The organism is Arthrobacter sp. Z5-13 (assembly GCF_056499105.1).
Genome location: NZ_CP096460.1, coordinates 518,989 through 544,339 on the forward strand (window position 1 = coordinate 518,989; position 25,351 = coordinate 544,339).

Genomic DNA, 25,351 nt, shown 5'->3' on the forward strand with positions numbered 1-25,351 from the left:
TAACTGCAGATCGAGGTTCTCTTCGGTAGCGGACACTCCCGCGTACCCGATCACGGCTATTGGCTGGCCACCGTATTCTCCTATTCCCGACAATTTGCAGTTGTGAGACAGTCGGTTGTTAGACGGCAATTCGAGACGGCGCACTTGAGGCACCTCTGCGGGACAGCTTTTCGGGCAGGGTATACGCGCATCCGAGAAGCCTCTATTGGACAGCGATGTCACCGATGAGCACTAGTGAGCTCGCACTCGTCAGTGCATTTGGTTACGGCAGCCCATACCTAAACACTCGAAAGTCTAAAGCTAAGCCTCTACGGGTCCTGGGGCCGAAGTCGTCTTCCTCTAGGCGCCAAGGGAACGTATCGCTTCGGCCTCAGCCCACCCGACTGCTTTGAAGGCAGCGTTGTCAACTGATGTCTGTCGCCTCCACTTAGCCGGGTCAGCAAAGATTTGAGAGCGACAAGGGGATGAGATAGCAGCATCGAGGCGACTAACAGCGGGAGATCCCGCTTCAGAGGCTGGATGGTCATGAACCGGGATTCAGGACCCTGCCCGGCCAGAGTCTTATCACAACACTCCGAAAAATTCCCTTCCTGCATTTGCGACTCAAAACAAATCATGTGTACTGTTCATCTCGCGGAGGGATTGTCCAGCGAGTGGAATATCCGGTCTGTCTCGGCACTTTTTCGCCACTAGTCGAGACCTGCTAATCATGAACGCCGTGCAGCTGGCGGGCTAGGGCGTCCGATTTATTTCAGAGGAGCAGCGTTGGATCCGCAGATACGTAGTACTCAAGAGTGGCTCAACAGCACGTACGGGTCCGTGGCCGGCTGGGTGCCAGTCAGCGAAAACGGCATGACAGGGTGGGATGTCATCTTTGGTCTGCGCCGCGCGCTCCAATCCGAGTTGGGAATTTCTCCGGTTGCCTCAGGGTTTGGTGCAGCCACCACCTCGGCATTTATTTCCCAAGTCGGCCGCATTGATGCCACTTCCGTAACCAAGAAAAACCTACTGGAAATACTCAACGGCAGTCTGTGGTGCAAGGGTATACAGGGTATCTACAGTGGCGGCGACGACGACGTTGTTTTTTCGGATCTTGCTGGGTCCGTCAGTGGCCTGAGAAGTGACCTGGGTTTGCCTGCCGGTGATCCCTACGTAGACGTCAAGCTCATGGCATTTTTGCTCTCTATGGATGCTGAGGTTATTCCCTTTTTCAGCAGTGGCACATCATCCATACGCGACGTACAGCGGTGGCTCAACGGGAAGTACTCCACTAGAACGGATTTCTCACTGGTGCCGTGTGATGGCATCTTCTCGAGGCAGGTGCAGACGGCGACAATGTTCGCCCTCCAATATGAGTTTGGCATGGCGGACGGAGTTGCGAACGGCAATTTTGGTCCAGGGACAAGAGACGGGATACGCACGAAGGCGTCCGTTGGGCCGGGCAGTGTGGACTCGACGAAAAACTACGTGCGGCTTTTTCAGGCAGCGATGCGGTTCAACAATTTTGATGTTCCGTTCAGTGGGACATTCGACACCACGACATCGTCGAAAACCAGTGAGTTTCAGAGGTTTATGGAGATTCACGCGTCCGGAGCCGGGGACTACACTACTTGGTGCAACTTGCTGGCGTCTTCGGGGGACACGACAATTGCTACAAAAGGGTTCGATACAAATCGGCAATTATCTGCAAGTCAAGCTTCGGGAGCGCGTGCACAAGGCTATACGCATGTTGGGCGATATACGGTGGGTGCAGGTAAATTCATTACCTCACCTGAGCTGGACATTCTGAAATCCGCCGGACTACGTCTATTTCCGATACACCAGCGCTACAACAACAGTGTTGAGACCATGACCTACTCAGCAGGACAAACTCACGGGCGAGAAGCCATCGAGAGGTGCAGGGCGCTAGGTCTTCCGAACGGTAGCTTGGTTTTTTTCACGGTTGACTTTGATCCAGTTGGGGAGATTATCCAAGGGCCGGTGGTCGATTTCTTCCAAGGTGTGAACGACCTCATGAATTCCGCGTTGAGTACTAAGTTCACGGTCGGTGTCTACGGTACGCGCAACGTATGCCAAGTAGTACTTGATGAGGGGAAGGCTCACGGGGCCTTCGTTGCTGGGATGTCTACCGGATTCTCCGGCAACATGGGTTTTGCCATGCCCGCCCTGTGGCACTACAACCAAATTGTTGAGGTGACGGAAAGCCTCGGGGGTGTACAAACTGGCATCGATCACGTGACCGTTTCCTCGAAGGCCTCTTCTGTGGATCTGTCAGGAGTTGTATCGCCACCAATCGAGCGGGAGAAGCCTTCGGACTCGGCAACCGGGTTTGATCTAGCGTTTGAGTGGGTCATCCGGGCTGAAGTCGCTTGCGAACTGGCTATTAGCGCCGCAAGCTCTGTTTTCAACCCCATTACGTCCTACCATCTCTTCAATGCAGAATACATCCTGGATTGGCTGCGGACCCCCAAATACTCGGGTGGGCAAATGTGGCCTTACTACACGCCTACAGTCGATGCGAACGAGGGTGCGGTCATCGCCAGGGCAGCCGCAAGAAGCGCATTGCAGAACATGAGTCCAACCACGCCATCAAGCGGGCGGGACATTCCCCACTGGGCAGTAACTATCCTCGGATATCTAACGTGGGGAGTGCCAACCTCAGTCAGTGACTATGGACTCGGCGATCTTGGAGGCTGGTCGCTAGATCTCCTGCAGGCGTGGGGCGAATATGAGAAGTTGACCTCCAAACCGGATCTCATGACATGGATGGTGGACAACCTTGGAGGAGCGTCCAGTGCTTTCGGTTACGCCGACGTCGTTGCCGACGCAGATGCATGGTTGATCGCAAAGGCGCTTAGGTCGAATGATGGACTTTCGCTATCAGGCGCCATGCGCGTTTTGTATAAGCTGACGCCGGGTCAACGGATCAAGAAGTTTTACCTTGAAAGGTTCGGATCCTCTGAAGCAAATGTTGCATCTGCTTTCAAGCCTCTGGCTGATGGAATCGATGCGGCCGGAGCCAACATTCCGTTGACCACGTCTGTGCTCCTGAAAGCAGCTACTGCAGAAACACTTCCGACTCAAAGCCAAGCGGATATTTGCGGCCGTGCATACGCTCGGGTAATGGCGCGACTGGGGGCCTGATGGGGGAAGAGATCAAAGCCGTCAGCAATGAGACGACAGTGAGTCTGGCAGGGGGGAGGAGTAGAAGGTTTCTCCAAAGATTCTTGCGCGTTATTCAGTTGTCGGCTGGGTTTTGTTTCCTGGCTTCAGGAGGCTATTGGGTCGGCGTCGGAGGAGCAGGCTTAGCGACAATTTCTCTCGTACGACCCTCCCTGGTATATCCAGGCCAGGAGACTGGGATTTGGCTGCTCATGACCTTGGTCGTCACGGCAGGATTGGCCCTGTGGTTCACGCCGAACTCGTGGAGTCACTACCGAACCGACTTCGTGCAGTTGACCGGTGCCGTGATTCTCACTGTCCTTGTTCTGGCATTTCTGCCCTTCGTATCTGGACCTGAATTCTTGAACCCGTCGATGTCGTGTGTCTATGCCACATGCTGGCCCCAGCCTTATCAAGAAGTGCTTTTGGCCGCACCTGTCCTCATTGCTGCTCTCGCTATGGGCGTAGCCGCAGTCATCGGCAGCCGGATGCGGCTCTGGCTTCGCATAGTTCTTCCCGTTTCCCTGTATGTCATCCTTGCCATCGTGCAATACGCGACTTGGCAGCCTATCATCGTCCCTTTTTTGACCGCTCCCGCGTCTAACTGACTGCAAGGAAAATCATGCTAAACACAATGCAAACTACAACCGGACTAAGCAGAATTGCTCGACGAACGGTTCTCTCGGCGGCTCTCGGCGGACTTGCCGCAACGACGCTGGCACTGATAACTGCTGAGCAGGCGCAAGCCACTGATGCCGGAACTACGTTGAGATTGCAGGCAGAGCCAGAGCAGTTTTACGTTCCCATGCCTGAAGGACAGGTTCTGGCGACACCGAGGCTGTTAGGAGGAGGGTTGTCAGTCGAAGGGAATGCCCTTCCTGCCGGATCTACGATTGTGGTCCTTTGGGATGATCGGTTGTACCAGTCTGAGTCGCCGGTCTTGCTTCATGGTAAACGTGTGATCAAGTCACAAGCACTTGGTGACGCCCTCCTGCGAGAAGACGGCCGCATGCAGCGGACCCTCAGGATAGATGAAAATCTGCAGTCCGGAACTCAGTATTCACTGCGCTTGGGATCGGGGCGCACACGTCAATACCCCAACGACATTGTCACCGGGCCGCTACCGACGGCCATCGAGGTCCAGAGCGTGCGCGGCGTCATGAGCGCAGAGCCTGTGCTTATCCCGCAGTCAACGTTGAACAGCAGCGTATGGGGAGTATTGCTAGGCGCGTCATGGGTACCAGCCATTTGGGGTAAGGATTATCATACGTGGCGACCTGACTTCGTGACCATCCGCTCAGCCGGACCGAACGCAATCCCTTCTGGAACTCTTCTACGAATACAGCTTGACCGAACGCTCTTCAAAAATCTGTCACTGCGGAACCTGTCGGATAACACGATTTTTGGTAAAAACTATTCGAGTGGCCAACTGATCGGGATCTCCTGGCCACTACCGTCAGGTCTGGAAGTGGGCCAGCGGGTAACCCTTCAACTCACAGCAGACTTCGCACAGCCGCATGGTGAATTCCCTACTCTTCAAGCGCCCACAGTAGCGATGGATGCTGCCCCAGCCTCAGTCGGGCAGCGAACCACTGGATTTGAATCTCTAACCAGAACCGACAGTGGGAATACAAAAAAAACGAGGGAGCAGTTTCCTCTCGTGCAGTTTCCGGTCAGATCATGATGGGAGAAAACTTATAGGTGGGACGCGGCTGTAACCCCGGCCACTCCACTGGTCCTACCCGAGTTTTTTCAGTGAATGTCCAAAACTAGCTACTCGCGCATCATTGATGAGATGGGGGTATTGAGGGCACGTATGGCTGGTGCCCCGCTCCCTAACAAGGCTGTCATCATTCCCAAGCCCAGGCCCATAAATGCTGACGTCCAAGGGTAGGGAGGGCTTCCTACCCCAAATGGTGCCCCAAATTGTGCCGCAACAACAGGGTAGATAAGGTAGGAAACAGGCACGGCCAGCGCTCCGGCGAGCAAGGCAATTATTTGCGATTCCAAGATCATTAGGCCGGGAATCTGCCACCGGCTTCCCCCTAAAGCGCGTCGAAGCGAAAGTTCAGCTGACCTTTCCCGAAGTGCACTCAATCCAACGTTAGCTACAGCAAGCGCCGTGGATAGAAGGCCTAGTATCCCCACGATGAGGAAGCTGGATCGCGTCGCGAAGACTTCGGAGGACAGCTGTTCAACTGTGTCCCTTCTATTCACCTGCCACGATGTTGTTGTTCCCGATAGATTGTCCAATTCGCTTAAGCGGGCGGTAATCACATTGCTGGTCAGCTCTGGCGAAGACAACTCCAGAGAAATGCTGATGAGGTTCTCTTGGTTTACCATCAGGCCGGGAAGGTGATTGATGTTGGCGTAAGCAGAAGGACGGGAGCTGCCATCATTGATGACTCCTGTGACTGTGACAGGGATCTTCTGCGCGTTTCTCTCCACGCTCACTCTGAGCTGTTCGTTCTCGGTCACCTGGCTCGCTTCGAACGCCGCCTCATTCAACACAAGAACCATTCCTGGCTGCTCATCATCGATCCACTGTCCGGCGACGATCGGGAAACTACGTAGTTCTCGGAGATACGGTTCTGTGAATATCAGGTCTGCGTCGAATGGCTTACTTCCCAGCTCAAGCTTTGTTGCGGATGAACTGGCCAGCCGGCTCCCGCGCACGTTAGAGGAAAAGCTGCTTCCGAGCTGGGCCAAGAGCACACCACTCCGCTCCAGACCTCCTTTTCCTCGGAGGCCAGAGATATCGAAAGTAGAGGCTTGGCCCCCGGTCAAGATCGCTTTTTGCTTGACAGTCGCGACTATTGTTTCAGAGGCAGAAAAGACCGATACAAGTCCGACTATTCCGACCATGAGCCCTAACGTCGTCAATACTGTTCGAACAGGGAAACCACGGACGCCTTGCCAGGCGATGGCGATCATCCTCAACGATTTCCCCAGCCATTGGGGAGAGACTGAGGCGCAAATCCCTCGATCAGTGTGCCGTCCTTCATGTGGGCCATACGATGCGTTCTCGCGGCGATATTGATGTCATGAGTGACCACGACAATTCCCGAACCCTCTGCAGTTCCCAGTTCAAGAAGCAGTTCCATCACCGAGCTTCCGATCTCTTCATCCAGGGATCCCGTGGGCTCATCCGCAAGGATGAGTCTCGGATTCATGACCATTGCTCTAGCAATGGCAACGCGTTGTTGTTCACCGCCAGAGAGCTGCCGGGGCTTCTTCATGGCCATGCGGTGCATCTGGACGCGCTCGAGAGTTTGCATGGCCGCGCTACGCATTGACTGAACTCCTCCTCGTCCACTGTGCCTGAGCGGGACCATCACATTCTCGATTACGGAGAGATGTGAGATGAGGGAGAACCGCTGGAAAACGAAGCCGATTTCGTTACCTCTTTGATGGTCTAGCTGCCTATGGCTCAGGTTGGCGACAGCACTTCCCCTGTAGAGGTGCTTTCCTGAATCGAACGTATCCAAAAGGCCAAGTACAGAGAGTAAGGTGCTCTTCCCCGAGCCGGATTTGCCAAGGAGAGACAGAGATTCCCCGGCAGCCAGGGACATGCTCACCTTCTCAAAGAGGATCTTGCCATCAGGTAACAGCTTCTTGGCGTCTACGATGTCCAGAATGTTCCATTGTTCAGTCATCAAGCAACGACGGGCTGGGGAGGAGGACCACGTCACCCTCTTCCAGGCCCTCCGAGATGACGACGTGAATTCCGTCCGACGGTCCTAAGCGAACTGAACGGAGTGAGGACGTTGTAGTCTCCTGGATCCTGACGCTTCCGTCGGCTACTGTGCCTCCAACCGCTTCAATTGGAAGTAGCAAGGCGTTTTGAACAGTGGGGAAACGCAGAGCCAGAACTCCTGTCAGCCCACCTATAGCCGGTTGCTCACGGGGGACGACGCAGTAAAGGCGTCTGAGTGAAGGTTCAGCAGAGGGCGTGGGAACCATGTCCAAGAGTTTGCAGGGGAAGGGAGCAGCTCCACCACTGATTTGTGCACGAGCCGATTCCGGCGGTGACTGCATGCGTAAAAGATCAGCGCCTCCGACGTCGCTTCCCATCACAAAACCTGCGTAAACAGACCTAGCAATTGGGAGACCGCGAGAAACGGGGGCTCCGTCTGGAACGAGGTATTTCACCTCGGTATCGAGTTCATGCAAGGGAATTTGATGAGCCTTTCCCAGCACGTCCACGACCGTTAAGCCTTCTGGCCCACGAACCAAACGGCCGTCTGTGGGGGAGGTAATTTCGTACTCGACCGAACTGCCGACAGCAGAATCCAGCGCCAGGACCGGCGTCAGGCTTCCGCGGGTCACGGTGGCTGTTTGAATGCCCCCGCCGACAGCGTCTATGGCAACCGGTGTGGTGGCTTCACTGGAGGAGTTGCAGCCCCCGGCGCACACCACAACAAAGGCTAAAAGCCCCAAAAAGCCAATGCGCCGCCGCATGTCCACTCCTGATCCAACTCGTCCACTATCCACTGACGCTAACTCAGGCTCTTCCTGTCCAGCGCTGACTCATTGGAGGGCTTTTGCGCCACTACCTCGCCGAGTGTATGGTTCTCACGATATCAGTTTCTAAACCGACTTGATGTGCCTCCACCATTGCCTCATTACACATTATGACTACTTTGTCACTAAAAATTAGGGGAATACATGTTTCGAACACTTAAGCGTGCTGGCATCGCAGCGGCCCTGTCCCTGTTGATGCTTGTAGGCGCCAATATCCCAGCTCAGGCTGCAGACACTTTTCATGACGTCACCGGTTACACAAGCATGAATGGAAGCGTCGTCCAGCACGCTACCTGGCGTTGGCATGGCGGAGGTGAGGCTCAATGGCGTATGAACGCCATGAATAGCTGTGGTGGCTGGACTCGGGTCGCACTGCGTTACCAGAATGGGGTTCAGTACACCCAAGCCAAGGAGTACTACGGAGCGTCAAACTTTTCGAGCTTCCTAGTCGTGGGCGGCACTGGGACGCAGTTGGTTACTGGCTCGTATGCAATGAATTCCTCGGGGCTTGGCGCTGGTTGCGGAGTCACCAGTAAGTACTTCAATGGGACTCTCTACCTCTAAAGCGTTTAGGAGCAAAATGTTCGGCAACAGGTCGGGGCCCGGTCTCAGGCTGCAGCTTGCACTTATAGCAACGGCGGCCTGCTTGACGCTCTCGGGGTGCTCAGGTAGTGCAGGTAGTCCCACTGCAAAGGGGGGAGATGCGGCCAGCGGTCCTGTCCTGCACGAGGCAAGCGAGATGGACGAAGAAGTTAGGAGCGCTATCAGTGCGTTTACGGAACCTCTCCCGTCCGGTGTCGACTGGTTTCAAGGTACCCCTGAGTCACTCAAGAAAGCTGACACGCAGTACGAAGAGGGCGTTGCAGAAGGTGAAGTGGCTTTCTACTGGTTGTGCGCGTGGGAAAAATCCTATTTAGTGGCCTTCGAGAAGTCGGATGACGAAGGACAGGTCAAGTCATTAAACATGATCGAGAAATTTCCTAACCTCCCTTGGTATAAAGCCCACATGCAAGACCCCGAAAAAGGTTGGATAAAGACTGTTGTAACTCCTGCAAAGTTGGGTGATCCTTCCGGCCTTAAGAAGGAATTCACTTCCGCCTGTTCACAGTTTTCACTTTAGTTGGGTAAAAGCTCCTTTTAGGGAAAACGCTACGCTCAATGCGCCGCGGCCTGGAATCCGTCCTTAACTGGCGGGTCCGGGTCGCGGCGTTTTCTCCGTGAAGGCCGTTGCCCATCCGAATCCTAAGGCCGTTCTTTCAAATGCTCCGATACTTCCTGATGAGGCCGCGCAGACAGACGGGGAATGGCCTGGTCTAGATGCCGCCGGTTGGGGAAGTCATGTCGTGTCGCTGCCGTGATGGGCCCTCAATGAAGTCGACCTGGAAGGCATCCTGCAGGTCTTCGGGGACGTCATGGGAAGCTGTAGAACGAGTCAAATGGTGAGGCGGCGATGACTTCGTTGGCCTGCCAGCACTCCTGGGTGAAGTCTGCGGAGGCTTCAAACGGTGAAAGTGCAGGTCTACGGGACAAGCTCCTGCGGGTTTGCCAGAATCCTGCGGAGGCAGCTTCCCGCTGCGCCCATCAGTGCGGCAGTCTGCCGCAGCGAGGAAAACGCGACGGCGTCCGCAGCCACCACGCCGGGGGCAAACTCGCCCAGGCTTCGCTGCAGGGCCGGCCGGATCCACTCCTCGAGCACGGCAAAATGGCCGCCCAGCACCACAGCGGCCACGTTCATGATCCTGGCGCTGGTGGCTGTCGCCACTCCCAGATAGTAGCCAGCCTCGTCGACTGCCGCTAAGGCCTTGGCGTCCCCGGTTGCCAGAGCAGCCAGAAGCAAAGCCATCCGCTGTCCGGTGGGCCCATCGCCGATGCCGGAGGCCGAGAAGATGGCTTCCTGGCCTGCGAATGTTTCCAGGCAGCCGTGGCCGCCGCAGGTGCACTTTGGTCCTTGCGGGTGGACCACGGTGTGCCCGATTTCGCCGGCATGACCGGCTGGTCCGGTGAAAAGCTGTGAATCGATGATGAGGCCACCACCGACGCCTACTTCACCGGAAATATAGAGGTACGCGCGGAAGGATCCTCCCTGCCCGTACCAAAGCTCGGCCAGGGCGGCACTGTTGGCCTCGTTGGAAAGTGTGACCCCAAAGGCCTTACGGGGAAGCAGGGCTTCAAGCTCTCCGGAAAGTTCGACGCCGGACCATCCCAGGTTTGGGGCGGTGGCCACTAAATCCCTGTCCGGGTCAACGAGGCCAGGAACGGCCAGCCCTCCGCCAAGGAGGAGAATGCCGGCATCCGAGGCGGCATCAGCAGCGCGCTTGGTCATCACTCGCAATTCCCCAAGGACTTCCTCCGGGCTGCTTCCGCTGTTGTGACGCTCCACTGTTTCCTGGAAATGGAGATTGCCGTTGAGATCGACAACGCCGACTCCCAGGTAGTCGACGTTCACTTCAGCCCCCAGCGCCCCACGCAAAGGATTGAGCGCCAGCCCCACTCCGGGCCTTCCCCTCTCGCCGTCGCGGGTGATTCCCACCTCAGTCAGCAGTCCGGCGTCGAGGAGATCGGCCACGAGGCTGGAAACAGAAGCCTTAGTCAGGCCCGTTTCGACTGCCAGTTGGGCCCTGGTTGTTGGGACGCCTGTGTGGACGTTCCGCAGCACCAGGGCGAGGTTCTGCTTGCGCACGTCTCCCACGCGGCCGGGCGTGGGTCTCTCCTCCGGGCGTGCAGCGGACATTTCACTCCTAGAAATTCTCAGCGGGTCATTGACCTCAGTTGATCATGCCACTTATAGTTCAGAACGAAAACTAATTGTTGTTTTTTCTCCTACAAGCCCAACGAGGTGCCTGAATTGTCAACACATCCCACACCTGAGGACCGCTTTACCTTCGGACTTTGGACGGTCGGCTGGACCGGCGCAGACCCCTTCGGCACGCCCACTCGCGCCGCTTTGGACCCCGTGGAGGCAGTCCACCGCCTCAGCGACGCCGGCGCCTACGGCATCACATTCCACGACAATGACCTGATCCCGTTTGATGCCAGCGCCTCAGAGCGCGAGCTGATCCTGAAGAACTTCCGGGCAGCCTTGGCCGAGACGGGCCTGAAGGTCCCCATGATGACCACCAACCTGTTCAGCCACCCGGTGTTCAAGGACGGCGGCTTCACGTCAAATGACCGCTCAGTACGCAGGTTTGCCCTCAGCAAGGTGCTCGCCAACATTGACCTCGCCGCCGAGATGGGCGCAGAGACGTTCGTGATGTGGGGCGGGCGTGAAGGCAGCGAGTACGACGGCTCCAAGGACCTCTCAGCAGCCCTGGACCGCATGAAGGAAGGCGTGGATACGGCCGCCGGCTACATCAAGGAGAAGGGCTACGGGCTGCGGATCGCGCTGGAGCCCAAGCCCAACGAGCCCCGCGGTGACATCTTCCTCCCCACCGTTGGCCATGGGCTCGCCTTCATTGCGCAGCTCGAACACGGCGACATTGTTGGCCTCAACCCGGAGACCGGCCACGAGCAGATGGCGGGCCTGAACTTCACCCACGGCATCGCTCAGGCGCTGTGGGCCGGGAAGCTTTTCCACATCGACCTCAACGGCCAGCGCGGCATCAAGTACGATCAGGACCTCGTCTTCGGCCATGGCGATCTCACCAGCGCGTTCTTCACCGTGGACCTGCTGGAGAACGGCTTCCCCAACGGCGGGCCAAAGTACGACGGCCCCCGCCACTTCGACTACAAGCCCTCCCGCACCGACGGGTACGACGGAGTCTGGGAATCGGCCAAGGCAAATATGGCCATGTACCTGCTGCTCAAGGAACGCGCTCTCGCCTTCCGTGCCGACGCAGAGGTCCAGGAAGCCCTGAAGACCTCCGGTGTGTTCGAGCTCGGGGAACCGACGCTGGCCGCTGGCGAGACCGCAGCAGATCTGCTGGCCGACCCTTCTGCCTTTGCAGAGTTCGACGCCGACAAGGCCGCCGAGCGCTCCTTCGCCTTTGTCCGGCTCAACCAGCTGGCCATCGAGCACCTCCTCGGCGCCCGCTGAACAATCCGCTTCACTAGCCCTCCTCTGAAAGAGCCCAGCAATGCCCTTGGTAGCCGGAATTGATAGCTCCACCCAGTCCTGCAAGATGGTCATCCGTGATGTCGAAACGGGAGTTCTGGTGCGCCAGGGGCAGGCCCGGCATCCGGAAGGAACGGAAGTGGACCCGGAAGCCTGGTGGAGTGCGCTCCAGGAGGCCATTGAGGCAGGCGGCGGCCTGGACGATGTTTCAGCTGTTTCGGTCGCAGGGCAGCAGCACGGGATGGTCTGCCTTGATGCCGATGGCGCAATAGTCCGGCCGGCACTGCTGTGGAATGACACACGCTCGGCAGCCGCGGCTGAGCTCCTGATCAGTGAGGCGCCTGAGGGTGCTGGTTACTGGGCGAACGCCACCGGGACGGTCCCGGTGGCGTCGCTCACGGCCACCAAGCTGTTGTGGCTGTCCCAGCATGAGCCGGGGAACGCCGCCCGCACTGCTGCCGTCTGCCTGCCGCATGACTGGTTGAGCTGGCGCCTTGCCGGGTTCGGGCCCGGAAGCGGTGCGGAGGGACTTGCTGCCCTGCGGACAGACCGGTCCGATGCGTCCGGCACCGGCTACTGGTCCCCGGCCACCGGCGCGTACCTTCCCGAGGTCCTCGAGCGGACTTTGGGTCACGTCCCGGTGCTTCCGGAGGTGCTCGGTCCGCTGGATGCAGAGCTCAAAACGCCGTCGGGCATTCTGATTGGCGCGGGCGCCGGTGACAATGCCGGAGCCGCGCTCGGAGTGAACGCCCGATTGGGCGATGTTGTGGTGTCGGTGGGGACATCGGGAACAGTTTTTGCCATCGCCAACCAGCCGTCCGCGGACCCGCGAGGGCTGGTGGCCGGCTTCGCGGACGGAACAGGGGCCTACCTTCCCCTGGTCTGTACCCTCAACGCCTCGCGGGTCTTCGATGCCACGGCTGCCGTGCTGTCTGTGGATTTGGCGGAGCTTTCCCGGCTTGCGCTGACTGCGCCCGCCGGGGCCGGCGGCCTGACAATGGTGCCCTACTTCGAGGGGGAGCGGACGCCCAACCTGCCCGGTGCCACAGGCTCTCTCCATGGCCTGACTCTCGCTAACTTCACACCGGCAAACGTGGCCCGGGCCGCCATCGAAGGCGTTGCCTGCTCCTTGGCTGACGGATTGAAGGCCCTCACTGACCTCGGAATCACGGCGGACCGGGTCATCCTCGTGGGCGGCGGCGCGCGGTCACTCGCGTTGCAGCAGGTCATCGCAGGGGTCTTCGGCCTGCCTGTGACAGTCCCGGAACCGGGAGAATACGTGGCCGACGGCGCTGCCCGTCAGGCCGCGGGGGTCCTGCTTGGAGGGCTCCCTGTCTGGGACGCGGAGGGCACCGCCACGGTCAACGCGGGGCCGACGCCGGAGGTCCTGGACCAGTACAGGGCCGCGGCTTCCAGCGTGCAGTTGTTGGCCCGGAACAATGACAGCAGTGGCGGTCAGGCCCCCGCGAGACGCCCGGCCAAGGCAGCCTCGGAGGGGCTAAGCGTGGCCGCTGCGCCGTGAAGAAAGTCCCAGTGGGCGGAGGTACCGTCCGGCCTGCTGACCGTTCCCGCCCGCAGTGCCTTCTCTATCCTTTTGCGCACCTGCTCTTCGTTCTCGGGCTGCGTCGCGAAGACCACCCGCACCGTCAGGGCTCCGTCTATCCGCTCCGCCCTGCTGTTATGCGGCGCTAGAGGGCACGGCGGCGGATGCTCCAGGCTGCCGCACAACTCCAGCGTCACAGCGGCGCCCGGGGCGTCGTCGTCGGAGTTCCCACTCATCGCAAGAACCGCCTCGTGAACATAGGGTGCCAGCATTACTCCCCCGATTCTTTTGGGCCGGATAACTCGCCGGCGAGGTTCCGACGCGCTGCTTCCAGCCAGAGCTCCCGTGCGCGCAGGGTGTGGAAAAGCGGATCGAGACGCAGTAAGTGACGCACGACGGCGGCCCTCCCGGCAGCGAAGTCGGCGTCACCGATGTGTCCGTATTCTTGGCGGACGGCGCTGACGTACCGGGCATATTCCTCCGGTTCGCCGCCGAGAACTGAAAGGTCAGCGTCCGACAGGAGGGCGCCGTCGCGGTCTCCCTGCTCCGGGCGGTGATCAGCTGTCATGCGTACCAGCCGCGCCACTTCCGCTATCTCGGCAGGGGGAAGCCCGGCGTTGTGGAGGCGCTCCTCAGCCAGGACTGCCGAATCCTCCTCGTCCTGGCCTGCTATCCCGTGGTAGACGGCGTCGTGAAACCAGGCAGCAAGGACCACGGTCCGGGGTGGTTCCTTCGGTTCGGTCAGCACATCAAGGGCTTCGAGCACGGCCAGGAGGTGGGTGCGCCCGTGGTACTTCCGGTGCTCTTCACCCCACCGGTCCAGCAGGTCAAGGAACAGCGCATCATGGCCAGGCATCACACTGTTCCACCGGTTCAGGAGCGGGACTTTGAGCGACTTGTTCCGCAATCGTGCCGGGATGCGGAGGCCGCTGGCAAGCAGTTTGCGGACCAGGATCCGGGCCTCCACGGGAATGGCACCGGCCTCCACCAAGGCGGCATAGCGGATCTCGGAGACGTCGTAGTGGTCGCCGTCGAACGCCCGCTCCGGAATGCCGGCCTTGGCCGTGAAAGCGTGGAGCTCCTCAAGGGAAGTGTCCGAGATGAGGTGCGAGAAGTGCGTTCCGTGGGCTGGCCACAGCGGCGGATCCAAGTAGATGGCCATGGAGGAAGTCTAGTGCGCCGGGGCGGAGCCGCCCAGTTGCTCGCTACGAATGGAAGAACATTTGCGGAAGAAGCAGGCCCCATACTCCGCATCTGAGGATTATGCTGAATTCATGCCCATGATCCGCATTGCCGAAGCTGCCCGATTCCTGGGCGTCAGCGACGATACCGTCCGCCGCTGGACCGAGAACGGGACGCTGACCCCGATGAAGGATCTGACGGGACGCCTGGCCGTGGATGGGCTGGAGCTGGCGAGGCTCGCGAAGGACCAGGCCCAGCTTCCCGATGACCCCACCAAGGTAGGCAGCTCTGCCCGGAACCGGTTTGTGGGGCTGGTCACCGGGATCACGATGGATAAGGTCATGGCCCAGGTGGAGCTGCAGTGCGGTCCCTTCCGCGTGGTCTCCTTGATGAGCAGTGAAGCCGTCCGGGAACTTGGGCTGGAACTGGGCTCCGTAGCGACGGCGGTGGTCAAGGCCACCACCGTCATCATCGAGACGCCTCGGGGCAAGTCCCTAGGATGAGCGGGCGCAGTAGGCGTGGCATGAGCGGGGGCAGCAAACGGGCGGTCCTGCTCGCGGTGAGACTGGGGGCGGCGGGCCTGTCTGTAGCTCTCAGCGTCGGACTTTCCGGCTGCGGAAACATCAGCGCGTCCGGATCCGGGACGGTCACGGTCTTTGCTGCCGCCTCGCTGAAGGGGAGCTTCACGGAGCTGGCTGACAGCTTCGAAAGTCAGCATCCGGGAGTCAAGGTGGTCCTCAGTTTCGCCGGCTCCTCGGACCTGGCAACGCAGATTATCCAGGGTGCGCCCGCGGACGTCTTCGCCTCGGCAGACACCCGGAACATGGCCAAGGTAGCGGAGGCCGGCCTGGTCAACGGCAGTGCCAAGGACTTCGCCAGCAATACGCTGGCCATCGCCGTACCGCCTGCCAACCCGGCGTCGGTCCATTCCTTTGCCGACCTCGGCAGACCCGGTGTGAAGGTCGTTGTCTGCGCTCCCCAGGTTCCCTGCGGTGCGGCAGCCTCAGCGGTTGCACAGTCCGCCGGAGTGGAGCTGAAGCCCGTGAGCGAAGAATCCTCGGTCACGGATGTGCTGGGCAAGGTGGCCTCGGGAGAAGCCGACGCCGGCCTTGTCTACGTGACCGATGTCCGGGCAGCCGGGAGCAGGGTCCAAGGCATTCCGTTCCCTGAAGCTTCAGCAGCCGTGAACACCTACCCGATCGCGGCCTTAAAGTCGGCGGGAAGGGCAGAATTGGCGGACGAGTTCATCGCCATGGTCAGCGGCAGCGAAGGGCGGCGGGTATTGTCCGCTGCCGGCTTCGGTAAGGCCCAGGGGGAGTAGCCTTATGCGCCCCAGAACGCCGGCCCCGGTCAACCGCTCCGCGGCGTACAGCGGCATACCTTCATGGGTTTACGCAGTAGCAGCCGCAGGGGCGCTGCTGGTCATATTGCCGCTCGTGGCCATGCTGGCCAGGGTCAACTGGCCACAGTTCATTCCGCTCATCAGCTCCGAATCCTCTCTCGCCGCCCTTGGCCTCAGTCTCCGGACCTCTGCGGCGAGCACGGTGCTGTGTGTCTGCCTCGGTGTTCCGCTTGCCCTGGTCCTTGCGAGGGGGCACTTTCCCGGTCAGCAACTCCTCCGCGCGTTTGTCCTGTTGCCGCTGGTCCTTCCCCCGGTAGTTGGCGGCATCGCACTGCTCTATACGTTTGGCAGGCAGGGCCTGCTTGGCGGAACGCTTGAAGTGCTGGGCATGCAGATCGCGTTCTCCACGACGGCGGTGGTCCTCGCCCAGACGTTTGTGGCGTTGCCGTTCCTGGTGGTGAGCCTTGAGGGGTCCCTGCGTTCAGCTGGCGGCCGGTTCGAAGCCGTGGCCGCCACGCTCGGCGCCCGCCCCACCACAGTGCTTCGCCGGGTGACGCTGCCCCTGGTTCTGCCTGGGCTGGTTTCGGGTGCAGTCCTTTCCTTCGCCCGCAGCCTGGGCGAATTCGGTGCCACCCTGACTTTCGCCGGAAGCCTTGAAGGGGTGACCAGAACTCTGCCGCTTGAAATATATCTGCAGCGGGAAGCGGACGCCGATGCCGCCGTCGCCCTTTCATTGGTCCTTGTGGCCGTAGCCGTCACGGTGGTGGGGCTTTCCTACCGTCGTCGCGGTTTCCTTGGCGGGTGCGGCGGCAGCGGGACGGTCAGGGAAACTCCGACGGCGGCTGTCACCGGCGGGAGCCTGCGGTGACGTTCACGTTCAACGCCGCTGTCAGCGAGCGCAGTTTCGACGTCTCTTTCACCGTGGGACCGGGGGAAACGGTGGCGGTTATGGGACCCAACGGAGCGGGGAAGTCCACGTTGCTGGATCTGATCGCCGGGTTGCTCCATCCCGACTCGGGAAGATCCGTGCTGGGCGGCAAGGTGCTTTTTGAAGCCCGCGACGGCGAACGCACCTGGCTGGCGCCGCACCGCCGGGGGACCGCGCTCCTGGCCCAGGACCCGCTCCTCTTCCCGCATCTGAGCGCCCTGGAGAATGTCGCCTTCGGTCCACGCAGCACTGGAGCAAGCCGGACCTCCGCCCGGACCACGGCGCAGGAGTGGCTGGACGCCGTCGAAGCCGGAGGCCTGGCTCAGAGGCGGCCGGGTGAGCTGTCCGGCGGGCAGGCGCAGCGTGTCGCCGTAGCAAGGGCTCTGGCGGCCAGTCCCGAACTGCTGCTGCTGGACGAGCCGCTGGCCGCGCTGGACATTCACGCCGCTCCCTTGCTCCGGCGCCTGCTCAAACACGTACTCGCCGGCCGGAGCGCCATCATCATCACGCACGATGTCCTCGACGCGCTCATGCTGGCTGACCGCGTTATTGTCCTGGAGCACGGCAGGATCACCGAAGAGGGGCCCACGCGCCAGGTGCTGCAGCGGCCCCGGAGCAGGTTCGCGGCCGGGCTGGCCGGGCTGAACCTCCTGGCCGGAACCGTCACAGAGGACGGCATCACCACTGCGGACGGCGTGCACTTTTCAGGCCAGCACGACGACGGCCTGGAACCCGGGCAGGACGGCGTGGCTGCCTTCCCGCCGTCGGCCGTTTCGGTATTCCTTAGCGAGGCCCACGGCAGCCCGCGGAACTCCATGGCGGTGACCGTAACGGACCTTGAACCCCACGGTGACCAGATCCGCGTGCGTGCCGGGGCCCGCGGTGAGCTGGCAGCCGACATCACGCCGGCAGCAGTCGCGGACCTCGGACTGGCGCCGGGAATGCGGGTGTACTTCGTGACCAAGGCGGCAGCAGTGGCTGTCTATCCTGCCTGATTCCTTGTGTGCCTGAGCCCCGGCGGAGCGTCAACACGCCCCGGGCTCTGCAGCCTGGATCCAGGAATCGTTACTTTGCGGCTGTGTCCGTTGCCTGATTGAACATGCATTGGCAGCCAGGTGCAGATCAAGGCTGATCATCCCGTCGCTCCGTTGAGACGTGAACATAGGCAACAGCCCGTGGCGCCGTGCGTGGGACGACGCACAGCAAGGGTTTGGTTGAAGTCATTGTTCGCGGATTTCTGGACTAGCAGGCTCGGCTTGGCCGGCGAGGAGACTGGCTGTCAGGCAAAAAGCTCCGGGCAACGTCTCTGTTGCCCGGAGCTTTGCATGAATCGCGTTCGTTACCGATCAGGCTGGGTGAAGTTCGCGTCCATGGAAGTAGCGTGAATGGGTAATCTTGATGGCGTCCAGAGATCGAGCATTCAGGGAGACGATTTCGATATCTCCGTCGGTGCGCTCAGTTTCGAGCTGAAGGCGACGCAGCATGGCGTCGCGGGTTCCCCCGACACCTTCGAAGGCTTCAAGGGTGTAATCACCGTTCTTACGATGGTATTGGATTACGTATCCGGGCATAGTTTCCTACCTTTCTTCCTTGGCACCGATTGTGAAGTACTCTTCTAGCTGCAATAGCTGCTGGGCAAGGGATTGCTCCCGATGATACACCTGCTGGATTAAGGCTTCGTCGCCTCGTCGAAGTTTGACCATTCTTGCGCGCAGCACCTCCCTGGTTTCGGCGGGCAGGTGTGAGTCATCGAGATCGGCCTCCAATTCCGCGTATTGCAGAGCTAAGCGCGCGAGTCGCTCCTTGCTTTCCTCCAGCCCCACAATCCTCTCGCGGGAGATGGTCTGCAGGCCCTCGACTACGTCGCGGCCCAAGGCGAAGTCTGGGTATTCGCCGTAGCGAATCTTGCGTCCGAACCGGTCGGCGGCGCGTTCGTACATGTTGGCCCAATTTGCTTGCAGCTTGGTCCGGATCTGCACCTCAGCCTTACCGCGGAGATGGGTGAAGTCCACCCAGACATGGACCGCGCGGTATCCGCTGTGCTCACCGTCCCGTAGGTCTTTGATGGTGCATGTGGCTTCATCCTTGAGCGCCTCCGCAATGGTGGTGGCGACACGCATTTGTTGGGTCAGTGTCATGTCGCATTCGATCCGGACTCCGCAGATATCTTGGATCCGGCCCAACGTATACGTCGGAAGGCGTACCAGCTTCTCTTTCAGCGTGTCCAACGTCTTGGTCCGCGAGGAAACATTGGGCGGGGTAGCCAGCCTAACGACTGAAAAGTCGGTGCCCTCAATGTGGGCATGAAGGTAGTCTGTTAGTTCGCTGAACCAGAGCATGACGTCGTCATAGGCGGGATGATTATCCGGGACTGGATTTCCGTCTCTTAGGCATTTTCCAAGGCGTCCGAGTGCTTTTCCTGACCACGGCAGAGGATCCACTATGGTCCGCCGTTTCCGGGTGGTAGTTCTAGCCTCGGTTTCTCATACACCGTGTCTGGTCCTCGCAGTTCCATGCCAGGCAGAGCAGGAGGAGGAGTGACTGCTTGGATGTCTCGCAGCGTGTAGCTCGTCTTGACCGTTTCGGATCCTGCCTCGGGTGAATAGGTCCGTATTTCTATCATGGCGACAACGAGGGCCTCTTCAGCGTCAAGCTTGGCGACCTTGCGATAGAGATCGCTGTCTGTGACGCCCACGGGGAAGGACTTCGATTGCCCTTGCTGTATGAACCAGGCGGCACCGAGAGATCGCTTGTGCCCGTCTATCTTGCCGTAGAACTGCTCTGTCTTGGTGGAATCGACTTCGGCACGTAGTGCTTCAATGATTTTTGCGGCGCCCCTGCGAGTGAGTTCCAGTTTTTGGTTCTTCTCCCCGGGCTGCTTTAGTGTTCCTTCGATGTGCCAGGCAGACTCAACGACTGGCTTGAGCGCTGCCCGAAGCTTCTTCTGGGCGGATGGAGGTAGGTCTGAGACTTCCCCGGCTAGTGGTGACTCCGGAGACTCGTCAGAGGATTGGGCCAGGATGGCCGTGATGACAGCCAATGCGTCAGAATCAGTCGAGATTGGAGGTGGGACTGAGTCATGAGGTTTTTCATTTCGCGGGTTCGTCGGCTCGGGAACCGTGAACGTGACTTGAACGCTGCCGCGCGCAAATTCCGCGAGCAAACCTGTGTGGGCACTGGAGGTGCCTGACAGTTTTTTCCCGACCTCTTTTACCGCTTCGGCAAACCGGGCGACGAATGTACCGAAAGGTAAGGCCTCTGCAGAGTGCTCAATGATCGTCGAACCCGTGAGATGAAGTTCCAAGGCGACCTGTGTGGGGGCGGTTAGCTGCTCCAAGACGATGAGGAGTTGCGGGTCGTCCATCGCGCGGAATCGCAAGTCCATGCGTTCATCGCGTGCGAGAGCGTCATCGCCGTCGATGGAGCGCCAGGCATCAGCAAACAGTTGCTGACGCTGCGTATAGGTCACGCCATCACCTCCACGTAGCCTTTTTTCATACCGCGCACGATGAGCCTGTCAGGTCCTCTAACACTGGACCAGTCGTCGTCCCAGCTCAACCAACTTGCCTGATTGGCGATGTTGAACCGGGATGCATCGACTGCACCTCCCATTACCTTAATTTTGTTGCCGCTGGCCGAGACGGTGTTGAAAACAAGTGCCCTCTCCCAATCCTGCATTGCCCGGTACTGGGCGAGCTCGACGCCGACAGTCACATCGATGTCATCCGGCGCTTCCCATGGTTTGTGTGTCGTGAATCCGCCATCCAGAAGGATTCTGCATGAGGGAAGGTGCGCCCTCACCTTGCGAACGTATGTGGGAAATACATCCCAAAGTTGCTGTCTGCGTTCAGCATAGGGTGCACCAGCGACAAAATGTTCGAAGATCTCTTCGAGTGTTGCCAGGTGCGGCGTAGCAGATTCCGGCAGCAGCCCGTACTCCCCCTGTAGAGCTGGTAGCAATTACTTCCCCTTGGATTTCGTGCCGGCTTCTCGTTGAAAGCGCTTTTTAGCGGACCGTGCAATTCTTACTGCTGTCTCGTCGGGCGTAGCTGTAATTGTGCCGTTGTAGTCGTCTTCGAGGTCGTATGGAACATTCACAGTCTCCAGACTATCCATTTCAGTGGACAACTCGCCTGTACCTAGCTAGCCGACTCCATGTGCCGTGCCCCGACGTCTTCGAGGCCGAAGCGAGTAAAATTGTCCGCGCCGTGACAGAAGTATCAAGAAATGAACGTCATCGAGATGCCGATCGACATAGCAGGAAAAGGACGGCATGAGCCTGGATGTGCTTTTTCTGGTTCTCCAAACATCCTTAAAGCTCCAGGTTGATAGCTGAAAGGCCCGTCTCCGTGCAGACAATCGCCAAAGTGAACAACACTCTGCCGCGAACTGGGCGCAAGGCGGGGCTAAATTTGCTTGCCGAATGAAGATCTTCTTATTCAGTAGCGGCTTCGTACAGGCTGGCTACCACAAAAGCCGGTCGACGTTGGTGCCCGGGATAAATGCGGGGCCCATGCCTGAGGGGTTTACCCGTCTGAGGTTATCCAGCCCTGAGCCTTTGGGCCTGGAGCCAGCTCTCAGGCGTCGTTCTGTATGGGGTGGTGGCTGATGATGGACACCCGGTTGAAGGCGTTCATGGTGATGGCCAGCCAGGTCACAACCGAGAACTCCTCATCGCTCAGGTGCTCGCGGGCGGACTCTTCCTCGCGCTCCCGGGTGGCCGCATCAGGGAGTTCGGTAACGGATTCGGCCAGGGCGAGAGCAGCGCTTTCCTGCTCGGTGAAGAGGTCGGTCTCCCGCCAGGCTGAAAGCACAGCGAGGCGTTGGGTGGTCTCGCCTTCCTTCAACGCGTTTCTCACATGCATGTCCAGGCAGAAGGCGCAGCCGTTGAGCTGAGAGATGCGGACATACAGGAGTTCGACCAATGAGCGGCTGATTCGGTATATATCAAGCTGTTTGTGACAGCTGGTTGGTTTTGTAGTTGATGCCGGCGTCGGCCGGGGCGTCTGGTGCGGTGGGTTTGTTGCGGTAGCGATGAGGATTCCGGGCGTGGCAGGCGTTGAGTGTTGTCTGGCGGCGTCGGCGTGCCTGCTCGACTCGTCCTTCGTGGACGGTGTCGGGCGTGTAGTAGTTCAAGCCGCTGTGGCGGTGGCTGGCGTTGTAGTCAGCGAAGAATGCCGTCATGTATTCGCGGGCTTGCTGGAGGTCGCGGAATCGGCGGGGAAAGTCCAGGTCGTATTTCACTGTCTTGAACAGGGATTCTGAGTAGGGGTTGTCGTCGGAGACCCGCGGGCGGGAGTAGGACAGTGTGATGCCCAGGGATTGGGCAAGCTGGAGGGTGCTGCCGGCCCGCATGGGTGCGCCGTTGTCGGAGTGGAGTACGGAAGGGTGCTGCTGGTTTTCGGTGACCGCGACATTGATTAGGGCGGCTGCGAGGGCAGCCGTTTCGGTATGTTCGACGCGGTGGCCGACGACTTTGCGGGAGAACACGTCCAGGATCGTGTATAGCCGGTAGGTGTGTTTACCCGGTCCGTGGAGCATAGTGATGTCCCAGCTCCAGAGCTGGTTCGGGGCGGTCGCATGCAGAATGGGTTTGGCTCTTTTAGGGCCGGTTCCCATGCGCTGTTCGCGGCGGTCACCATTCTGCCCGTTCCGGGCCACGATGCGGTGGGCGGCGGCGATGGAGAAGAAGCAGTGCCCCGCATCGAGCATCCGGTAGTAGGCCTGAGTGACGGAGAGGTTGGCGTATTCCCTGGAGTTCAGCAGCCCCATGAAGGCGTCGGCTTCGGCGCCGGTGATCCGGTTCGGGTAGTCGCGGTCGGCATGTGGCACCATGATTCCCGGTGGCGTGGATGGGCTCAGACGCCGGTACCAGGCCGTGCGGTGAACACCCACCAAGGCGCAGGCCTTCACCGCGGACCAGCCGGCCGTGATCAGTTTCCCGGCAAAGGTCAGGGCGATGTTTTTCCAGGTTTTGGCGTCAGCCACTCCGGCCGGCCCGGCTCCGGCTCCTCCACTTTTGGATCCGTCGCGGCCGCGCTCTTGGCCATCGCGTCCAAGAGCGCGGAAGCTTTTCCCAAAATGTCCACGGCAGCCTCGGACCGCGCCAGCTTGGCCTTGAGGATTTCGTTTTCCTTCAGGACCCGTTTGAGCATCTGTTTATCGCCCACGTTCAATCGCTGATCCTCCTCTAGATTGTCGGATCTGGACCTCAGCTGCCCGGACTCCCGCTCGCGGCACCAACGGTTCATAGTGCCCTCGGTGATCCCCGCTGTCCTGATAAAAGCGGCTTTAGAGCCCCACTCGAGGCATTTATCGTACTCATCCAGAATCGCGTGTTTCTGATCGGTAGTGAAGTGCTTCCGATTCGAAACACGGACAGGCATAACGAAATCCATGATGGACCTTTCCCCCGCTCTGAGCACCAACTCCGGGTAACAGGGAACCTGTCACACAACAGCCTGACACACAGGGGATTCCAGCCTCCTCGGCGGCCTCCCGCACTTTCAAACCCAGTCCATTCAGCGCCCGCCAGAGTGGAGGATGCTGCTTGTCGATGAAGACATGCTTGGTGGGAGTATCTTCATGCGGATTTTGGTTCATGTCTCCCACAATAGGCACCTAATCCTGGCAATGGAGGTTGACGCTCCTGCGAGGATGAGGGCATGTCATTCTTCGATGATTTGCCTTCTCGAGCTGAACGGCCACGTCGCCCCAAGCAGGTACCGCCTGCTTGGGCGGGGCCGCCGTCGGACGAACTGCCAGCAGTAATTCCAGTAGGTCGGTTCCTGTACCGCTCAGCCCGGATGGTGATGGCAATGAAGAAGGTGAACGTGTTCTCCACCGGGTGCCACATCGAAGTTGTGCGGTCGGTGCGTAGAGGGGAGAACGATACGGACACTGAATGGAGTTGGATCACCGAGCAATGCTTCAACCGATCAGCCTTCCAATACCCTGATGCGGCAGGCGATACCGGGGGTCTGCGATTCGGGGTAGCGTACCCGGACGGGAGCAAAGCTACAACGGCGCCTCCGAGCGCCGGAATGTTTGACGGTACTGAACCGGTCACAGGTCCCTTGCTGATGATGACGGGCGGGGGAGGAGGATCGGGCAATGACGATGAAGTGTCCTCGTCCACCAGATTCTGGCTCTGGCCAATGCCCGGCAACGGCGACGTTCGCTTCGTAGCCCAGTGGAATAACCTGGGCATGAAGGAAACATCCATCATCATCAGTCGCGACCAACTGGCGGAGGCTGCCGGTCGCGTGCAGAAATACTGGGATCCGTAGGACGAGATCGTGCAAGGGCCGTCGGAGCCGGCATTTCCATGACGACCCGCGGCCACCTGTTCAGCCCGTTGGCGTCCTCTTCTGCGACGACCCGGCGGACGCCTTCTGACCATTCGTTCTCCGGGACCTCCTTGAAGCCGAGACGCCGGTAGTAGGGCGCATTCCAAGGTATGTCCCGGAACGTTGTCAGCGTCAGCCCTTCAAGACCACGCTTGGCAGCCCAACGTCCAGCTTCCAGAATCAGGCTCTGGCCGAGGCCTTGACGGGAATGGTCCGGGTGGACGGTCACCTGGTCTATGTGCGCCCACCCATCAAGTTCCTCCAGGGCCAGGTAGGCAATGGGCAGGTCCACCGTGTCTGTGGCCACCAGGATGTACCCGGCCCGCTGCTGAGCAGCCAAGTCGCTGAGCTCCGGCGGAGGATCCTCGGCTACCGCGTCCATCCCCACGCTCAGGAACATCGCTCCCGCGGCCACTTCGATGTCCTGAAGCGTGGAGAGTTCGTCGGGTCGTGCTGGCCTGATCAAATGGTTGCCCTGATCACTTCGCAGATCAGTCCGCAAGGATGTGATAGAGCGCCCGGCGGGTTTCATCGATTTTCTCGATTGCCGCATTGCGTTGTTCCTCGGTGGCTGAGAAGCGGAACTGGTGGATGACGCCCATCAGCTTTCCCACGCTTTGGTGGAACGCGGGACCGGTTCCCTTGGGGTCGGAGTTCCAGGCGTTTTCGAGCTCCTCGGCGTTCTCTGCGACATAGGCCCTGCCCTCGTCAGTGAGCGTGAACTCCGTGCGCCGGCCTTCGCCAACCGGGGTAATGAGCTCCTCATCAACCAGTTGCTGCAGAGTCGGGTAGACGGAGCCCGGGCTTGGACGCCAGGTTCCTGAGGTCTTCTCGGCGATCGTCTTGATCAGCCCGTATCCGTTGGATGGTGCTTCGGCGAGGAGGGAGAGGATCGCCGAACGAACGTCCCCCCTGTTGGCGCGCCGTGATCCACCGGGACCAAAACCCGGGCCAAAGCCAGGCCCAAATCCGGGGCCGAAACCACGGCCGCCGGGTCCGAATCCGCCCGGTCCGAATCCGCCATGTCCATGGGGTCCGCGTCGGCTCCTGCCGCGCCCGAAGCGACCTGGCACATGCTCCATATGACCCGCGTGCCCTTCTTGACCCGCTTCATCGGGGTTTGCAAATTTGTTGTCGTGAATGCCCTTCATAACGGCATCTTCCTTCCATTTGGTTGTCTCTTGTCAGAGTATCGCCGATGCCTCGGCGATAGTTAACGATATATCGGTAAGTATCGCCGGTCAAGAACAAGTTTTGAGCAGCTGATGAA

The 25,351-nt window shown here is 59.7% G+C and carries 25 protein-coding genes; 11 read left to right on the plus strand and 14 right to left on the minus strand.

All coding sequences use genetic code 11. The annotated features are described in order from the left end of the window. Window positions 1–765: 765 nt before the first annotated feature. From M1E02_RS02425 to M1E02_RS02435, 3 genes are all read left to right on the plus strand, one after another. Complete coding sequence (locus tag M1E02_RS02425; protein WP_479376579.1) at window positions 766–3,144, plus strand: glycoside hydrolase domain-containing protein; 2,379 nt, start codon at window positions 766–768, stop codon at window positions 3,142–3,144. Between the two features lie 230 nt (window positions 3,145–3,374). Continuing rightward, window positions 3,375–3,770, plus strand: a complete 396-nt coding sequence (locus tag M1E02_RS02430) for a hypothetical protein (RefSeq protein ID WP_479376580.1) — start codon at window positions 3,375–3,377, stop codon at window positions 3,768–3,770. Window positions 3,771–3,796: 26 nt separating this feature from the next. Next, window positions 3,797–4,846: a hypothetical protein gene (locus M1E02_RS02435; protein ID WP_479376581.1), complete on the plus strand. Its 1,050-nt coding sequence runs from the start codon at window positions 3,797–3,799 to the stop codon at window positions 4,844–4,846. Between the two features lie 89 nt (window positions 4,847–4,935). Here the strand turns inward: M1E02_RS02435 and M1E02_RS02440 are convergent, their stop codons facing one another. Both M1E02_RS02440 and M1E02_RS02445 read right to left on the minus strand, forming a co-directional pair. Continuing rightward, window positions 4,936–6,096 carry an ABC transporter permease gene (locus tag M1E02_RS02440; protein ID WP_479376582.1) on the minus strand — a complete coding sequence of 387 codons (1,161 nt, stop codon included), beginning with the start codon at window positions 6,094–6,096 and terminating at the stop codon, window positions 4,936–4,938. Between the two features lie 2 nt (window positions 6,097–6,098). Then, window positions 6,099–6,818 carry an ABC transporter ATP-binding protein gene (locus tag M1E02_RS02445; RefSeq protein WP_479376583.1) on the minus strand — a complete coding sequence of 240 codons (720 nt, stop codon included), beginning with the start codon at window positions 6,816–6,818 and terminating at the stop codon, window positions 6,099–6,101. Between the two features lie 1,607 nt (window positions 6,819–8,425). Between M1E02_RS02445 and M1E02_RS02450 the strand changes: the two genes are divergently transcribed. After that, window positions 8,426–8,806 (plus strand): hypothetical protein, encoded by a 381-nt coding sequence (locus M1E02_RS02450; protein ID WP_479376584.1) that lies wholly within the window; start codon window positions 8,426–8,428, stop codon window positions 8,804–8,806. A 399-nt stretch (window positions 8,807–9,205) separates the two neighbouring features. Here M1E02_RS02450 and M1E02_RS02455 read toward each other — a convergent pair whose 3' ends face one another. Then, on the minus strand, window positions 9,206–10,417 hold the full coding sequence (locus M1E02_RS02455; RefSeq protein ID WP_479376585.1) for an ROK family transcriptional regulator: 1,212 nt from the start codon (window positions 10,415–10,417) through the stop codon (window positions 9,206–9,208). A 114-nt stretch (window positions 10,418–10,531) separates the two neighbouring features. Between M1E02_RS02455 and xylA the strand changes: the two genes are divergently transcribed. Further along, window positions 10,532–11,719, plus strand: a complete 1,188-nt coding sequence (xylA, locus tag M1E02_RS02460; protein WP_479376586.1) for a xylose isomerase — start codon at window positions 10,532–10,534, stop codon at window positions 11,717–11,719. A gap of 40 nt (window positions 11,720–11,759) precedes the next feature. Further along, the gene (locus M1E02_RS02465; protein ID WP_479376587.1) at window positions 11,760–13,259 is read left to right on the plus strand and encodes a xylulokinase; all 1,500 of its coding nucleotides are present in this window, start codon (window positions 11,760–11,762) and stop codon (window positions 13,257–13,259) included. Here the strand turns inward: M1E02_RS02465 and M1E02_RS02470 are convergent. Next, on the minus strand, window positions 13,193–13,552 hold the full coding sequence (locus M1E02_RS02470; RefSeq protein WP_479376588.1) for a hypothetical protein: 360 nt from the start codon (window positions 13,550–13,552) through the stop codon (window positions 13,193–13,195). The two genes, M1E02_RS02465 and M1E02_RS02470, sit on opposite strands and share 67 nt — an antisense overlap. Next, on the minus strand, window positions 13,552–14,442 hold the full coding sequence (locus tag M1E02_RS02475) for a DUF4031 domain-containing protein (RefSeq protein WP_479376589.1): 891 nt from the start codon (window positions 14,440–14,442) through the stop codon (window positions 13,552–13,554). The genes M1E02_RS02470 and M1E02_RS02475 overlap by 1 nt, the downstream gene beginning before the upstream one ends. Before the next feature lie 112 nt (window positions 14,443–14,554). Here M1E02_RS02475 and M1E02_RS02480 point away from each other — a divergent pair, with 112 nt between their 5' ends. The 4 genes from M1E02_RS02480 to M1E02_RS02495 are packed head-to-tail and all read left to right on the plus strand — an operon-like array spanning window position 14,555 to window position 17,727. Next, window positions 14,555–14,965: a TOBE domain-containing protein gene (locus M1E02_RS02480; protein WP_479376590.1), complete on the plus strand. Its 411-nt coding sequence runs from the start codon at window positions 14,555–14,557 to the stop codon at window positions 14,963–14,965. Window positions 14,966–14,985: 20 nt separating this feature from the next. Continuing rightward, a complete protein-coding gene (gene modA / locus M1E02_RS02485) occupies window positions 14,986–15,783 on the plus strand; it encodes a molybdate ABC transporter substrate-binding protein (protein WP_479376591.1) in 798 nt (265 codons plus the stop codon). A 4-nt stretch (window positions 15,784–15,787) separates the two neighbouring features. Then, window positions 15,788–16,672: an ABC transporter permease gene (locus tag M1E02_RS02490; protein ID WP_479376592.1), complete on the plus strand. Its 885-nt coding sequence runs from the start codon at window positions 15,788–15,790 to the stop codon at window positions 16,670–16,672. Next, entirely contained in the window at window positions 16,669–17,727 is a 1,059-nt protein-coding gene (locus M1E02_RS02495) for a sulfate/molybdate ABC transporter ATP-binding protein (RefSeq protein WP_479376593.1), read from the plus strand. The genes M1E02_RS02490 and M1E02_RS02495 overlap by 4 nt, the downstream gene beginning before the upstream one ends. Before the next feature lie 351 nt (window positions 17,728–18,078). Here M1E02_RS02495 and M1E02_RS02500 read toward each other — a convergent pair whose 3' ends face one another. The 7 genes from M1E02_RS02500 to M1E02_RS02530 form a co-directional block, all read right to left on the minus strand. Beyond that, a complete protein-coding gene (locus M1E02_RS02500) occupies window positions 18,079–18,303 on the minus strand; it encodes a hypothetical protein (protein ID WP_479376594.1) in 225 nt (74 codons plus the stop codon). Between the two features lie 6 nt (window positions 18,304–18,309). After that, window positions 18,310–19,071 (minus strand): hypothetical protein, encoded by a 762-nt coding sequence (locus M1E02_RS02505; protein ID WP_479376595.1) that lies wholly within the window; start codon window positions 19,069–19,071, stop codon window positions 18,310–18,312. A 101-nt stretch (window positions 19,072–19,172) separates the two neighbouring features. After that, a complete protein-coding gene (locus M1E02_RS02510; protein WP_479376596.1) occupies window positions 19,173–20,201 on the minus strand; it encodes a hypothetical protein in 1,029 nt (342 codons plus the stop codon). Then, window positions 20,198–20,692: a DUF6932 family protein gene (locus M1E02_RS02515; RefSeq protein WP_479376597.1), complete on the minus strand. Its 495-nt coding sequence runs from the start codon at window positions 20,690–20,692 to the stop codon at window positions 20,198–20,200. The genes M1E02_RS02510 and M1E02_RS02515 overlap by 4 nt, the downstream gene beginning before the upstream one ends. 617 nt (window positions 20,693–21,309) lie before the next feature. Next, window positions 21,310–21,657: a carboxymuconolactone decarboxylase family protein gene (locus tag M1E02_RS02520; protein ID WP_479376598.1), complete on the minus strand. Its 348-nt coding sequence runs from the start codon at window positions 21,655–21,657 to the stop codon at window positions 21,310–21,312. 22 nt (window positions 21,658–21,679) lie between these two features. Then, window positions 21,680–22,720 carry an IS3 family transposase gene (locus tag M1E02_RS02525; protein WP_479374576.1) on the minus strand — a complete coding sequence of 347 codons (1,041 nt, stop codon included), beginning with the start codon at window positions 22,718–22,720 and terminating at the stop codon, window positions 21,680–21,682. Next, window positions 22,684–23,130, minus strand: coding sequence for a hypothetical protein (locus tag M1E02_RS02530; RefSeq protein WP_479374577.1), 447 nt, complete (start codon window positions 23,128–23,130; stop codon window positions 22,684–22,686). The genes M1E02_RS02525 and M1E02_RS02530 overlap by 37 nt, the downstream gene beginning before the upstream one ends. A gap of 267 nt (window positions 23,131–23,397) precedes the next feature. Between M1E02_RS02530 and M1E02_RS02535 the strand changes: the two genes are divergently transcribed. Then, the gene (locus tag M1E02_RS02535; RefSeq protein WP_479376599.1) at window positions 23,398–24,021 is read left to right on the plus strand and encodes a hypothetical protein; all 624 of its coding nucleotides are present in this window, start codon (window positions 23,398–23,400) and stop codon (window positions 24,019–24,021) included. Here the strand turns inward: M1E02_RS02535 and M1E02_RS02540 are convergent. Both M1E02_RS02540 and M1E02_RS02545 read right to left on the minus strand, forming a co-directional pair. Continuing rightward, entirely contained in the window at window positions 23,963–24,547 is a 585-nt protein-coding gene (locus M1E02_RS02540) for a GNAT family N-acetyltransferase (protein ID WP_479376600.1), read from the minus strand. The genes M1E02_RS02535 and M1E02_RS02540 overlap by 59 nt on opposite strands. Before the next feature lie 25 nt (window positions 24,548–24,572). Further along, entirely contained in the window at window positions 24,573–25,232 is a 660-nt protein-coding gene (locus tag M1E02_RS02545) for a PadR family transcriptional regulator (RefSeq protein WP_479376601.1), read from the minus strand. Between the last annotated feature and the right edge of the window lie 119 nt (window positions 25,233–25,351).

What these genes read in the sequence shown, in the direction of transcription:
- M1E02_RS02430 (WP_479376580.1), top strand. Translation starts at nt 3,375, where the DNA reads ATGACCTTGGTCGTCACGGCAGGATTGGCCCTGTGGTTCACGCCGAAC.
- M1E02_RS02435 (WP_479376581.1), top strand. Translation starts at nt 3,797, where the DNA reads ATGCAAACTACAACCGGACTAAGCAGAATTGCTCGACGAACGGTTCTC.
- M1E02_RS02440 (WP_479376582.1), bottom strand. Translation starts at nt 6,096, where the DNA reads ATGATCGCCATCGCCTGGCAAGGCGTCCGTGGTTTCCCTGTTCGAACA.
- M1E02_RS02445 (WP_479376583.1), bottom strand. Translation starts at nt 6,818, where the DNA reads ATGACTGAACAATGGAACATTCTGGACATCGTAGACGCCAAGAAGCTG.
- M1E02_RS02450 (WP_479376584.1), top strand. Translation starts at nt 8,426, where the DNA reads ATGGACGAAGAAGTTAGGAGCGCTATCAGTGCGTTTACGGAACCTCTC.
- M1E02_RS02455 (WP_479376585.1), bottom strand. Translation starts at nt 10,417, where the DNA reads ATGTCCGCTGCACGCCCGGAGGAGAGACCCACGCCCGGCCGCGTGGGA.
- M1E02_RS02465 (WP_479376587.1), top strand. Translation starts at nt 11,760, where the DNA reads ATGCCCTTGGTAGCCGGAATTGATAGCTCCACCCAGTCCTGCAAGATG.
- M1E02_RS02470 (WP_479376588.1), bottom strand. Translation starts at nt 13,552, where the DNA reads ATGCTGGCACCCTATGTTCACGAGGCGGTTCTTGCGATGAGTGGGAAC.
- M1E02_RS02475 (WP_479376589.1), bottom strand. Translation starts at nt 14,442, where the DNA reads ATGGCCATCTACTTGGATCCGCCGCTGTGGCCAGCCCACGGAACGCAC.
- M1E02_RS02480 (WP_479376590.1), top strand. Translation starts at nt 14,555, where the DNA reads ATGCCCATGATCCGCATTGCCGAAGCTGCCCGATTCCTGGGCGTCAGC.
- modA (WP_479376591.1), top strand. Translation starts at nt 14,986, where the DNA reads ATGAGCGGGGGCAGCAAACGGGCGGTCCTGCTCGCGGTGAGACTGGGG.
- M1E02_RS02490 (WP_479376592.1), top strand. Translation starts at nt 15,788, where the DNA reads ATGCGCCCCAGAACGCCGGCCCCGGTCAACCGCTCCGCGGCGTACAGC.
- M1E02_RS02500 (WP_479376594.1), bottom strand. Translation starts at nt 18,303, where the DNA reads ATGCCCGGATACGTAATCCAATACCATCGTAAGAACGGTGATTACACC.
- M1E02_RS02505 (WP_479376595.1), bottom strand. Translation starts at nt 19,071, where the DNA reads ATGCTCTGGTTCAGCGAACTAACAGACTACCTTCATGCCCACATTGAG.
- M1E02_RS02530 (WP_479374577.1), bottom strand. Translation starts at nt 23,130, where the DNA reads ATGGATTTCGTTATGCCTGTCCGTGTTTCGAATCGGAAGCACTTCACT.
- M1E02_RS02535 (WP_479376599.1), top strand. Translation starts at nt 23,398, where the DNA reads ATGTCATTCTTCGATGATTTGCCTTCTCGAGCTGAACGGCCACGTCGC.
- M1E02_RS02545 (WP_479376601.1), bottom strand. Translation starts at nt 25,232, where the DNA reads ATGAAGGGCATTCACGACAACAAATTTGCAAACCCCGATGAAGCGGGT.